We start from the raw sequence: 12,204 nt of genomic DNA, 5'->3' as shown, positions 1-12,204 counted from the left end.
GTGGCTAGGCGACCAGCACGGCAATATCGCCGCCCCTGAGCGGCGTACGGCCGCACTCCGGCTCGTCGAAATAGGCCTGCCCGGCATGGCTGGCGGCGAGCAGGGCGGCGATGCGCCGGGCACAGTCCTGGGCGGCCAGGCTGCTGGCCTGGCCCTTGGTCAGCGGCTCGTCGCCCAGCCACACCAGGCCCAGCGGCGGCAAAGGCTCGGGGAGCACCAGCTGCGCGCGCGCTTTGCTGCTGGCGCCCACTGTTGGGTAGTCCAGGTCCTGTTCGGCAAAGGGTGTGGGACGGTCGAACAGCAGGTTCAGCGCGCCGATCAGCGCGGGGGTGGAGCGGTGGTTGGTGGTCAGGCTGTACTGCCGTGCCGCTTCTTCGCGGGCCTTGAGGTAGGTGGCCAGGTCGGCGCCGCGGAAGGCATAGATGGCCTGCTTGGGGTCGCCAACAAAACACAAGTTTCCCTCGCTCTCGTAGACGCTGCGGAAGATCCGGTACTGAATCGGGTCGGTATCCTGAAACTCGTCGATCAGCGCCAGCGGGTATTGCCGGCGCAACGCCGCCGCCAGAGTGGCGCCGCCCTCGCCCTGCAGCGCCTCGTTCAGGCGGTTGAGCAGGTCGTCGAAGGCGAGGATGCGCTGGGCCGCCTTGCGAGCTGGCAACTGCTCGTTGAGCTGGGCGATCAGCCGTACCTTGAGATCGACCAGACGCTGCTCGGCTTCGGGCTGGCTGGCCGCCAGTGCCTCGACCAGTCCCTGCAGGGCGTCGGCGACGGCACCCAGCGGCACCTCGCGGCCCTTGAGCGTGGCTTTGAGCAGCGCCTCGCGCGACAGCCGCTGGGGCGCCTCGGTCTTGCTGAACAGTGCTGCGGCATCGCTGAAATAGCCATCCAGCTCGGCCTGCCAGTGGCCGATCTTGCGTGCGTCATAACTGCGCTTGTTGAGACCGTCGAAGGCCTTGAGCTGCTCGATCCAGGCCGCGCCGTCGCGCTGCCAGAAGTCGCGCGCGTGTTGCCAGGCCGCGCGCAGCGGGGCCATGTCGGCCTGGCTGCCCAGTGCCGGCTCGATGCGCAGGAAGGGCTTGCCCAGATGGCTGCGCAGCTGGCCACGCAGCTGCTGCGGGGTGACCTTCTTCTGCGCGAGGAAGGCGGCCCATTCCGGCTCGGCGCTGGCCAGCTCATGGCGCCAGAGGTCGGCGATCAGCGCATCGAGAATCTCGCGGTCGTCGCTGGACAGCTCGTTGTCGAAGTCGCCACCGGCCTCGAAGGCGGCGTCCTGCAGGGCGCGCTGGCAGAAGCCGTGGATGGTGAAGATGGCTGCCTCGTCGAAGCCGTGTACCGCCAGCAGCAGGCGCCGGCGATTAGCATCGCCCGGATACTGGTCGTGCAGGGCATTGAGCAGGGCATCGCTGCCGTGGCCCTGCTCGTAGACGGCCAGCAGCTCGGCCAGACGTTTGCGGATGCGCTCGCGCAGCTCGGCGGTGGCGGCGGTGGTGTAGGTGACCACCAGAATCTGCCCGACCGACAGCTGTTCCTGCAGCAGCATGCGTGCGTACAGGGCGGTCAGGGTCCAGGTCTTGCCGGTGCCGGCGCTGGCCTCGATCAGGCTGCGCCCGGCGAAGCTGTCGCGAAGCAGGTCGAGTGGGGCGTTCATGCGTCTTCCTCCTCGCCCTGCAGGGCATCCAGCGCCGGGCCGTAGAGGGCCTCGGCCAGCGCCTCGAAGCGCTCGTCCAGCGGGTCGCGGTCGCGGAAGGCCAGGGCATTCCACGGGTCCTGACCCTCGCCGGTGAAGTAGTCATTGCCTTCCCACATCACCCGCGCCTCTGCGCGGGCGGCGTCCTGCGGTTCCTTGCGGCCGGGATTGCGCGACTTGTGGGCATAGCCATGGCTGCACTTGGCGAACACCGGCAGCGGTTCGCAGAGCGCTTCCTGATAGGCCTCCAGCCAGGGTTTGAGCAGCGCCAGTGGTTCGGCCAGCGGGCCCAGGCGCCATTCGCTCCTGGGCGACAGCAGCCGGCTCTCGCGGGCGATGCCGGCTGTGGCGCTGGCATTGAGCAGCAGGTGGCGCAGCCAGAAGGGCGCCAGTTCCCAGGCGCCGAGATCACGCAGGCGGTAGTCGAACAGCCCTTCGGGCGTGACACCTTCCAGCCAGCCGTGGATGCGCACGCCAGCCAGTCGGATATCCACCAGCAGCGGCTGGGCGGCTTCCCCGGGGCGCTCGTCGAACAGGGTGGGGGCGAAGGCACGGATCGGCCCGCGAATCTGTCCCCAGTGGGCCTGGCCCAGCTCGCCCACCGGCAGCCAGCCGGCGGCAGCGGCCACGCGGCGCTCGTCGGCCTCGCTCCAGCTACTTTCCACCGCCTGCAGGGCCAGCTGGCGCAGACCGTGCTGGGCAGTCCACTCGACGCTGAAGGGTTCGTCGCCGGCCAGCACCTCTTCGCTCTGCGCCAGACGCAGACCCAGACGCTGCTCCAGCAGGTAGCGCGCCGGGTGCTTGAAACAGTGGATCAACTGGCTCGGCTCCAGCGTCAGCCAGTCCTCGTCGGGCGGTGGCAGACGGTGGGCGAAGGGCGCCTGAGGCTCGCCCGGTGCCTGTGCCAGTCGCTGGGCGGCGCGGAACCAGGGGGCGGCATAACCGGCGCGGCGGCCTTCGGCGAAGTTGCCGGGGGCGAACGGCTGCAGCGGGTGGGTGATGGTAATGGCCTGGCTCGGCAGCGAGCCCTGGGCGGTCGCCGCGGTCATATCGATGGCATCGAGCAGCTCGCTGACCAGCACCGAGGGTGGCAGGTGCGCGTTGTCGCGCGCATCGCGGCCGACATAGCTGAGGTACAGACCGTCGCGTGCCGACAGCAGGATTTCCAGAAACAGGTAGCGGTCGTCCAGGCGCCGCGCGCGGTCGCCGCGCCGGGGCTTCTGGGCGATCAGGTCAAAGCCGGCGGCCGGGGTGCGCCGGGGCAGGGCGCCGTCGTCCAGGCCGAGCAGGCAGACGTGGCGGAACGGCAGGCTGCGCATGGGCACCATGCTGCAGAAGGTGACCATGCCTGTAAGAAAGCCCGAGGCGCCGGAGCCCTGATCCAGCGCGGCCACCAGGCGGTCGCGTACCAGCTCGATGGGAATGTCGCGGGTGATACCGGCGGCTGCGGCCTGATCGCGCAGGGCGGCGCAGGCCTTGCTCAACAGCAGCAGGGTATCGCCGGCCTCCTGCTCGTCGATCAGCGCGTCGATCAGCTGTTGCAGGCAGTCGGCCCACTCAGCCAGCGGCCGTGGCCGGGACAGTTCGTCGGCCCAGCCGGCCAGGCGCTGGACGAAGCCGGCAAGAAAGCCGAGCAACTGTCCGCGCGCGCCCTCCAGGGCGTCCAGCGGCCAGCTGTCGCCCAGCAAAGGGGGCGCGCTGCCGGCCAGTTGCGGCGGGGCGGCAAAGCCCAGCAGCAGGCGGTCCAGGCCCTGCTGCCAGGTGAAGGCCTGCTCGGCCGGCAGACCCAGGCGGCTGCGATGCGCGCCATCCCGGCCCCAGCGCACGCCGGCGTCGCGCAGCCAGTCGCGCAGCAGCGGCAGGTCTTCGGCCTCGATACCGGCGCGGCGGGCAATGGCTGGCAACTCCAGCCAGCCGAGCAGCTGTTCGGCGGCGAAGCGGCTTTGCGCCAGATCGAGCAGGGCGAGAAAGGCCTCGATCAGCGGCAGTTCGGCGCGCAGGCTTCGGTCGGCCAGGCTGAAGGGAATCCGCGGCACGCCTTCGCGGGCGGCGAACACTGCCTCGATAAAGGGCGCATAGCGTTCGATGTCCGGCGTCAGCACCACCACCTGATCGGGCGTCAGCGTCGGGTCGGCGGCGAAGCGGGCGAGCAACTGGTCGTGCAGCACCTCGACCTCGCGCAGTGGCGAATGGCAGACATGCAGCTCCAGCGAGCGGTCGTCCTCGCGCAGGTGCAGGCGCTCATCAGCAGCGCGGCTGCGCAGACGCAGGATGTCCTGCTGCAGGGCGTGCAGCAGGCTGTCGTCATGCAGGTCCTGATCCTCGGGATAGAGGCCGGTTTCCTGGCCGCTCAGGCTGAACAGGCTGTCGAAGAAGTCGCGCCCCTGCTTGCCCAGGCTGGCCAGCAGGGGATGGCCCACGTCCAGGTACCAGTCATCCACGGCCGGCTCGGGCAGGCGGGCCAGTTCGCGTATATCGCGGATATCGCCCCAGGCCTCGCGGCAGGGGTTGAGGGCGAAGAGGATCACCTCGCAGTGCTGCGCCAGGCCTTCGAACACGCGCAGGTGATGCGGTGGCAGGGCGCTGATGCCGAATACCACCAGGCGTTCGGGCAACTGCACCAGCGGTTGTGGGTCGTGCAGACGGGTCAGCAGCTCGCCGAGCAGGCGCGCGCGGTGCGGGTGGCCGTCCTTGGTCAGCTCGTGCCAGAGCAGGGCCTGCCAGTCTTCATCGGCGCCGAGCTCCAGGCGCTCGCCGCGCTCCCAGGCGGCCAGCCAGTCATCACGGTAGAGCAGGTACTGGTCGTAGACGTCGGCAATGCGCGTGGCCAGGGTCAGCCGGCGGCGCTCGTCGCCACCGTCTAGGTAACGCGCCAGGCGCGGCGCCCTTTTCAGGTTGTCCGCCTCGCACAGCCAGTCATACACGCGCCAGGCCAGTGGTTTGGGATCGAAGGCCGAGGTGGCCGGCAGCTCGCCCAGCACTTCGCGCGCCAGCTGCCAGATGAAGCTGGCCGGCAGTTGCACTTCCAGCTGCATGACGATGCCCTGCTGGCGCGCCAGCTGCAGGGTCAGCCAGCGCCCCATGCCCTGACTCGGCACCACCACCCGGGCCGGGGCCAACGGGTCGCTCATCGGCTGGGCAAGCAGCGTGGCGGCCAGCTCGCCGAGGCTTTCCAGGTCATTGGCGTGATACAGGTGAAGCATGGGCGGCATCCCTTCGCGGTGCAGACAATCAGCCAGAAGTTGCCGCAGATCAGGGCAGGACAGGGCTGATCGGCTAGGTTAACAGGTAGAGGCTGATGCTGCGTGGCGACAGTCGGCCGGATGGTTCGCCATGCACTTTACTGAGTCCGGTCGCCCACGAATCACAGGGATAGAACCATGGAAAATCAGGTCACCGCAGAGCGCAAAATCGATGTCTATCCGTTCCTGCTGGAACTGTTCAAGCGCGGCGGCTCGGACATGTTCTTCAGCGTCGGCACGCCGCCGCAGATCAAGGTCGAAGGGCAGACGCTGCCACTGGACGTGCCCGCGTTGAAATGCGGCGAAGTGCAGCAGATGGCTTACCAGCTGATGAGCGAGAAGCAGATCGGCGAGTTCGAACGTGATCTGGAAATGAACCTGGCGGTCAGTGTGTCGGACTCCGGGCGCTTCCGCATCAACGTCTACTACCAGCGCGGCGAAGTGGCGATGGTGGCGCGGCTGATCAAGAGCCAGATTCCTGACATCGAGTCGCTCGGCCTGCCGCCGCAACTGGAGAAACTCTCGCTGCTCGAGCGCGGCCTGATTCTGGTGATCGGGGCGGCCGGCTCCGGCAAGTCGACCACCCTGGCGGCCATGCTCGACTACCGCAACCAGCACAAGGCTGGGCACATCATCTGTATCGAGGACCCGATCGAGTTTCTGCACAAGCACAACAAGGCGGTGATCGATCAGCGCGAGGTGGGCCTGGACACCCACAGCTTTGCCGATGCCCTGCGCAACGTGCTGCGCGAGGCACCGGACGTAATCATGCTCGGTGAGATCCGCGACCTCGACACCATGCAGCATGCCCTGCACTACGCCGAAACCGGCCACCTGTGCCTGGCCACCCTGCACGCCACCAGCACCAGCCATGCAATCGAGCGCATCGTGCGCTTCTTTCCCGAGGAGGCTCGTCATCAGATCCTCGCCGACCTGGCGCAGAATCTGGTCGGGGTGATCGGCCAGCGCCTGATTCCTGCGTTGCAACAGCGCCGGGTGGTGGCTGTGGAGTTGCTGCTGGCCACTGCGCACATCCGTGACCTGATTCAGCGCGACCTGTTGGATGACCTGCATGAAGCCGTGGCCCGCGCACGCGAGCAGGGTCTGCAGACCTTCGATCAGCATCTCTTCGATCTTTATGAGGCGAAGAAGATCAGTGCCGAAGAGGCCATCCGCCACGCCAACTCGCGCACAGACCTGACCCTGAAGATCAAGCTCGGTCATGGCGTCAGTGGTGATGCTGGCACGTTGAACCTGCTCCGTGATCGCTGATCGTCTTTGTTAAGTGGGCGGCGGGCTACCCGCCGCCCGTCGGCTGGTGCAGAATCCCTGCCCATGCCGATTGCCCATCATTCCGTTCATGTCTCCGTCAGTGCCAGCCTTGCTCAGGCTGTGCTACAGGCGGCTGCGCGCCTGGGTTTGCCGCGAGACATTTTGCTGCAGGCCATTGGGCTGGATGAGGACGCGCTGCGTGATCCGGATGCACGTATTCCTTTTGCTACTCAGCAACGACTGTGGGCGACGGTAGCTGAACAGCTGCCTATGGCAGAGCCTGGTCTGGCGATTGGTGCGGCCTTCAGTCCCGGGCAGTTCAGTGTGCTGGGTTATCTGCTGCAGAGCAGCCCGACCTTTGGCGCTGCCCTGGAGGCGGCGGTCCGCTACCAGCGCCTGGCCGGCGAAGGCGGGAACCTGCTCCTGCAGCGTCAGGATGACGAGCTTTGGCTGATCTACCGGCCGCTGGAGCCCGACAGTCTGGCGACCCGTACCAGGGTGCTGGCGCTGATGCATGGCTGGCTGCAGCTGATCCGCCCGCTGCTGCAACAGCTGCAGCTTCGCCGTGTGGAGCTGGCTCAGCCGGCGCCCGCCGATCTTTCCCCCTTCGATGAGGCATTTGCCTGTCCAATGCAATTCGCGGCGCCCGACTATGTTCTGGTGCTGCCGGCCAGTCTGGAACAGGCACCGCTGACTCAGGGCAATGCCGGCCTGCAGCAGGTGCTGCTGCAGCATGCGGAAAACCTGCTGGCGCGACTGCCCAGCGAGAGCCTGAGTGCCCGCGTGGTGGCCCTGCTCAGTGCCCAACTGGCCCAGGGTGAGCCGGATCGCAATGCGCTGGCCAGTCATCTGGGCATGAGCGAGCGCACCCTGCAACGGCGGCTAGCCGAAGAAAGCAGCAGCTATCAGCAGTTGCTAACAGATACGCGCCGACAGTTAGCAGAACGTCACCTTGCTGAAGGGCGTCTGCCGGCCACCGAGATTGCGATTCTGCTGGGCTATTCGGAGCCGAGCGTGTTTTTCCGTGCCTTCCGTCAGTGGACCGGGCTGACTCCGGGCGAATACCGCAACCGCCACGCCGCCGCTGACGCCTGAGGGTTCCGGGGCGGCGAATCAGCGCTGTTCGCTTTGCGGGGTGACCCGCAGCACTTCTTCCATGGTGGTCTGGCCGGCGGCGACCTTCTGCGCACCGGACAGGCGCAGGCTGCGCATGCCTTCCTTGAAGGCTTGGCGGCGCAGGGCGGTGATGTCGGTGTCGGCGGTGATCAGCGAGCGCACACCATCGGACAGCAGCATGATCTCGTAGACCCCGGCACGGCCACGGTAGCCGGTGTCGCGGCACTCCTGACAGCCCACGGCCTGCTGGGCAGTGCTTGGCAGCGGGGCGCTCCAGGGGCGGGTCAGTTCCTGCCAGTCCTGCTCTTCCAGTGTCACCGGCGCCTTGCAGTGCGGGCACAGGGTCCGTACCAGACGCTGTGCCATGACGCCGAGCACAGTGGCCTTGATCAGGTAGTGCGGCACGCCCAGTTCCAGCAGACGGGTGATGGCACTGGGCGCGTCGTTGGTGTGCAGGGTGGAGAGCACCAGGTGGCCGGTGAGTGCGGCCTGGATCGCCATCTCGGCGGTTTCCAGGTCGCGGATTTCGCCGACCATGATGATGTCCGGGTCCTGACGCATCAGCGCGCGTACGCCACTGGCGAAAGTCAGGTCGATGTTGTGCTGCACCTGCATCTGGTTGAAGGCGCCCTCGATCATCTCGATCGGGTCCTCGATGGTGCAGACGTTTACTTCCTCGGTCGCCAGCTGTTTGAGCGTGGTGTAGAGGGTGGTGGTCTTGCCAGAGCCGGTGGGGCCGGTGACCAGGATGATGCCATTGGGCTGGCGGGTCATGCTCTCCCAGCGGCGCAGATCGTCCGGGGAGAAGCCGAGCTGGTCCGGGCTCTTGAGCAGTACCTCGGGGTCGAAGATACGCATCACCATCTTCTCGCCGAAGGCGGTGGGCAGGGTCGACAGGCGCAGCTCCACTTCACCGCCGTCCGGGGTCTTGGTCTTGACCCGGCCGTCCTGGGGTTTGCGCTTCTCGGCCACGTTCATCCGGCCGAGGGATTTCAGGCGGCTGACCACCGCCATGGTGACCTGTGGCGGGAACTGGTAGACGTTGTGCAGCACGCCGTCGATGCGGAAGCGCACGGTACCGGCTTCGCGGCGCGGCTCGATGTGAATGTCGCTGGCGCGTTGCTGGTAGGCGTACTGGAACAGCCAGTCGACGATGTTGACGATGTGGGCGTCGTTGGCGTCCGGCTCCTTGTCGCTGGCGCCTAGATTGAGCAACTGCTCGAAGTTGCCGACGCCGCTGATTTTCTGCTCATTACTGCTGGCACCGCTGACCGATTTGGCCAGGCGATAGAACTCGTTGGTGTAGCGGGCCAGATCGACCGGGTTGATCACCACGCGCTTGATCGGGCGCTTGAGCACATGCAGCAGGTTGCTTTCCCAGCTGTGCACGAAGGGCTGGGCGCTGGCGATGGTGACCTCGTCCTTGTTCACCGCCACGGCCAGAATCTTGTGGCGTTGGGCGAAGGCGAAGGACATCAGCGGGGTCACCGCGGCGACGTCGATCTTCAGCGGGTCGATGCGCAGGTAGGGCTGGCCGCTGTACTGCGCCAGCCACTGGGTCAGGCTTTCCAGGTCGAGCTTCTTGCCGGGGCGCTGCAGGTCATCGAGTTGCTGGCTGGCGAGGAACTCCAGCGGGTGCTGCTGGTTGTTGACCGCACTGCGGCGGATCGCCAGGCACTGTTCGGCGGTGTCCTGGGCCAGGCGCTGGGCACTGACCAGTTCGCGCAGGATGTCGTTCAGGTCCAGCCAGCGGTCCTGACTGGGCGAGGCGATAGCAGACATGCAGCTTCCTTGATGACCTGTGTGGCGGCCTTGTGGCCGCCGGGTACCTGGCAGTCTATTTGAGCAGCGGCTTCCAGGCTTTGAGCGTCCACACAGTATGCGCCTGGGCACTGCGCTCGACCAACGCCTCGTCACTCAGCGGCTGCAGGGCCAGTTGCTCCAGCTTGAGCAGCTCGCCGTACAGGCGGTCGGTCTCCGGCAGCGGCAGCAGTGGGCGGGCCAGGCGCAGCCAGACCAGCAGGCGCTCGATACGCGGCAGTTGCTCGCTGAGGTCTTCCGGCTGCTGCTTGTAACGGTCCAGCTTGAGCGCCTTGGCTTCCTCGCCGAAGAGGTGCAGCAGCCAGTTGCCCAGCGCGGCCTGGCCCTGGCGATTGCCACGGTTGTTGCGCTCGGCGGTCCAGCCGCGAACCAGCAGCCAGCGCGAGCATTGCAGGGAGAACAGGCCCCAGCGGTTGCCCTGCAGTTCGGCGGCAAACAGCGCCGATGCATTGCGGCGCAGATCGTCGTTGCCGCGGCCGTTCTGCAGGCGCGGGCGCCAGTCGGCCAGCAGCGCGTCGAGGGCCGTGCGCAGTTCGTGGGTGCTGGCGCGCGGGGCGGCCTGACCGAGGCTGGCGAGCAGGGCGCGCAGGTCGGTCAGCTGCTGCAGCCACTGCTCCAGCAGTTTCCAGTGGCCATTCCAGCGGTATTGTTCGGCCAGGCGCTGGCTGCTGCCGAGCAGGTGCCAGCCGAGGGCGGCAACGGCATCGTCCAGGGGCTGCTCTTCGTTCAGCTCCGGCGCCGGTAGGCTCAGGGCGTAGCTGCCGGCGTCGAACAGGCGGTAGCCGCGCTCGGCCTTGCTGATATCGCAGGGCATCAGCGGCAGATCGGCGGCCAGCTCGGCGGCCAGTTCCAGCAGGGCTTCGGGTTCGCCCTGGCGCAACTCCAGCTCCAGCTCACAGATTTCCTCTTCACCTTCGCCGGCCAGCACCTTGCCCAGATCGAGGGCTGCCTCGATGACTACCCTGGCCTTGCCGCGACCCCAGGCGATCTCGGCCTTCTCGCGGACAAAGTCGGTGGTGAAGATCGGCTGCAGCTGCTTCTTGTCCAGTTCGGCCAGACTGGCCGGCCAGCAGTCGTCGGTCAGCAGCTTGAGGTCGAGCTTGGCCTTGCTCAGGTACCAGTCCCACTCGTTGCGTTCGGACAGCCCGGCCACGCTCTGGCCGCGGCTCTTGAGGGTCTGGATGATCTGCTCACCGTCACGGCGCAGGCGCAGGGCGACCTTGGCCTGCGCCAGGTCGCGGGCCGGGGTGTCGAAGTACTGGTTGAACAGCTCGCAGCGCTCCCAGCCGGACTTGTTGCGCTTTTTCAGCAGCGGATGCTCGCGCAGGGCGGCGAGGGTTTCGCGACTGGCGCGCAGCTTGATTTCGGTTTCTTTCTGCATGGGGCAAGTCTCGCGAAAGGGGCGGGCTGGGAGCGACAAGGCCGCCCGGAGGCGGCCTTGTGCGAGCAGGCAGGGGTCGAGCTTAGACGAACAGCTTCACACCGAGCCAGAACAATGAAGCGGACAGTGCGACGGTCACCGGCAGGGTGAAAACCCAGGCGGTGAGAATAGTGCGTACCGTGCCCAGCTGCAGGCCGCTGCCGTTGGCGACCATGGAACCCGCCACGCCCGACGACAGCACGTGGGTAGTGGATACCGGCAGGCTGTAGATGTTGGCCATGCCGATGGCGATCGACGCGGTGATCTGGGCGCTCATGCCCTGGGCGTAGGTCATGCCGGTGCGGCCGATCTTTTCGCCGACGGTCAGTACCACGCGCTTCCAGCCCACCATGGTGCCAATGCCGAGGGCCAAGGCGACGGCGAAGATCACCCAGGTCGGGGCATATTCGGTGGTGGCGGTAAGGTCTTTGCGCAGTTTCTCCAGATCCGCCACTTCACGCTTGGGCAGCTCCTTGAGCTTGCCGACCTTCTTCGCGGTGTCGTCCAGGCACAGCAGGTAACGACGCACCTGGGTGCGCTTTTCCTGGTCCAGCTGGCTGTAGTCGGTAACGCCGGCCAGGGTCTGGTTCAGCGCGGCAATGGTCGGCTCGGTCAGCTTGACGTCGCAGCGGAATTTCTTCGGCAGCTCGGTGGTGCCGTTCTTGCCCAGAGCCAGGTACTCGCTGAGGGTGTCGCTGTTGCGCTCGTAGAACTGGCTCAGGTGCAGCGCCGCATCACGGGTGCGCTCGATCTGGTAGGTGGTGCTGTTCAGGTCGAGAACGAACTTGGCCGGAGCAATACCGATCAGCACCAGCATGATCAGGCCGATACCTTTCTGACCGTCATTGGAACCGTGCACGAAGCTCACGCCCATGGCCGACAGAACCAGCACAAGGCGGTTCCAGAATGGCGGGTGCTTCTTGCCATCAATCTGCATGCGCTGTTCCGGGTTGTTGTGCATCTTCGAATCGCGACGCAGCCACTTCAGGCTCAGCAGAATCAGCGCGGCAACGGTGAAGCCCGCCAGTGGCGAGAGCAGCAGGGACAGACCGATATCGATCGCTTTCTGCCAGTTGACGCCCTCGGCCAGGGAAATATTGGTGATCAGCGCGTTGGCCAGGCCGACACCGAGGATCGAGCCGATCAGGGTGTGGGAGCTGGAGGCCGGGATGCCGAAGTACCAGGTGCCCAGGTTCCAGGCAATGGCGGCTGTCAGCAGGGAGAACACCATGACCAGACCATAGGCCGTGTTCACGTTGATCAACAGCTCCACGGGCAGCAGATGGACGATGGCATAGGCCACGCCAACACCACCGAGGACCACGCCGAGGAAGTTGAAGATGCCGGAGAAGATCACCGCAAGGTGAGCTGGCATGGCTTTGGTGTAGATCACCGTGGCAACCGCGTTGGCGGTGTCATGGAAACCGTTGATGAATTCGAAGGTCAGGACAAAGGCCAGAGCAAGTACAAGACTTACGACTACCCAGGTTTCAAGTCCGCTGAAGATATCAAACATGACGGTTTTGTGACCGGTAACAATTCGGGGCGCGGATTATGCCAGAAACCCGTATAGGGTGCGCGGTCATCCGACGAGTCAGCAGGCGGCCTGTGGTCGCAGGCCTGTCTGCGCTTCTTTTAAGTAGGCG

The 12,204-nt window shown here is 66.2% G+C and carries 6 protein-coding genes and 1 pseudogene; 2 read left to right on the top strand and 5 right to left on the bottom strand.

Going from position 1 to position 12,204, the window contains the following annotated elements; genetic code table 11:
* Nucleotides 1-7 precede the first annotated feature (7 nt).
* Together CK486_RS16835 and recC are read right to left on the bottom strand one after the other, a co-directional pair.
* A pseudogene (locus CK486_RS16835) lies at nt 8-1,648 on the bottom strand (UvrD-helicase domain-containing protein); the annotation flags it as partial.
* Nucleotides 1,645-4,890: an exodeoxyribonuclease V subunit gamma gene (recC, locus tag CK486_RS16830; RefSeq protein WP_095941464.1), complete on the bottom strand. Its 3,246-nt coding sequence runs from the start codon at nt 4,888-4,890 to the stop codon at nt 1,645-1,647. The gene recC and the pseudogene CK486_RS16835, both read right to left, overlap by 4 nt.
* 177 nt (nt 4,891-5,067) lie before the next feature.
* On the opposite strand from recC, the gene CK486_RS16825 reads away from it, so the two are divergent.
* Both CK486_RS16825 and CK486_RS16820 read left to right on the top strand, forming a co-directional pair.
* Nucleotides 5,068-6,201 carry a PilT/PilU family type 4a pilus ATPase gene (locus CK486_RS16825; protein ID WP_095941463.1) on the top strand — a complete coding sequence of 378 codons (1,134 nt, stop codon included), beginning with the start codon at nt 5,068-5,070 and terminating at the stop codon, nt 6,199-6,201.
* A 63-nt stretch (nt 6,202-6,264) separates the two neighbouring features.
* Complete coding sequence (locus CK486_RS16820) at nt 6,265-7,296, top strand: AraC family transcriptional regulator (protein ID WP_095941462.1); 1,032 nt, start codon at nt 6,265-6,267, stop codon at nt 7,294-7,296.
* A gap of 18 nt (nt 7,297-7,314) precedes the next feature.
* Here the strand turns inward: CK486_RS16820 and CK486_RS16815 are convergent, their stop codons facing one another.
* The 3 genes from CK486_RS16815 to CK486_RS16805 all read right to left on the bottom strand — a co-directional run bounded on the left by CK486_RS16815 (nt 7,315) and on the right by CK486_RS16805 (nt 12,074).
* On the bottom strand, nt 7,315-9,099 hold the full coding sequence (locus CK486_RS16815) for a GspE/PulE family protein (RefSeq protein ID WP_095941461.1): 1,785 nt from the start codon (nt 9,097-9,099) through the stop codon (nt 7,315-7,317).
* A 55-nt stretch (nt 9,100-9,154) separates the two neighbouring features.
* On the bottom strand, nt 9,155-10,519 hold the full coding sequence (locus CK486_RS16810; protein WP_095941460.1) for an inorganic triphosphatase: 1,365 nt from the start codon (nt 10,517-10,519) through the stop codon (nt 9,155-9,157).
* A gap of 82 nt (nt 10,520-10,601) precedes the next feature.
* The gene (locus CK486_RS16805; protein ID WP_095941459.1) at nt 10,602-12,074 is read right to left on the bottom strand and encodes an inorganic phosphate transporter; all 1,473 of its coding nucleotides are present in this window, start codon (nt 12,072-12,074) and stop codon (nt 10,602-10,604) included.
* Nucleotides 12,075-12,204: the final 130 nt, after the last annotated feature.

This window comes from Pseudomonas sp. HAR-UPW-AIA-41, assembly GCF_002304225.1.
Classification (GTDB): Bacteria; Pseudomonadota; Gammaproteobacteria; order Pseudomonadales; family Pseudomonadaceae; genus Aquipseudomonas.
This window is presented reverse-complemented; position numbering and strand designations above follow the sequence as displayed.

Bases quoted from the DNA above. Each gene is read 5' to 3' on its own strand.
- CK486_RS16815 (WP_095941461.1), bottom strand. From the start codon at position 9,099: ATGTCTGCTATCGCCTCGCCCAGTCAGGACCGCTGGCTGGACCTGAAC.
- CK486_RS16805 (WP_095941459.1), bottom strand. From the start codon at position 12,074: ATGTTTGATATCTTCAGCGGACTTGAAACCTGGGTAGTCGTAAGTCTT.
- recC (WP_095941464.1), bottom strand. From the start codon at position 4,890: ATGCTTCACCTGTATCACGCCAATGACCTGGAAAGCCTCGGCGAGCTG.
- CK486_RS16820 (WP_095941462.1), top strand. From the start codon at position 6,265: ATGCCGATTGCCCATCATTCCGTTCATGTCTCCGTCAGTGCCAGCCTT.
- CK486_RS16825 (WP_095941463.1), top strand. From the start codon at position 5,068: ATGGAAAATCAGGTCACCGCAGAGCGCAAAATCGATGTCTATCCGTTC.
- CK486_RS16810 (WP_095941460.1), bottom strand. From the start codon at position 10,519: ATGCAGAAAGAAACCGAAATCAAGCTGCGCGCCAGTCGCGAAACCCTC.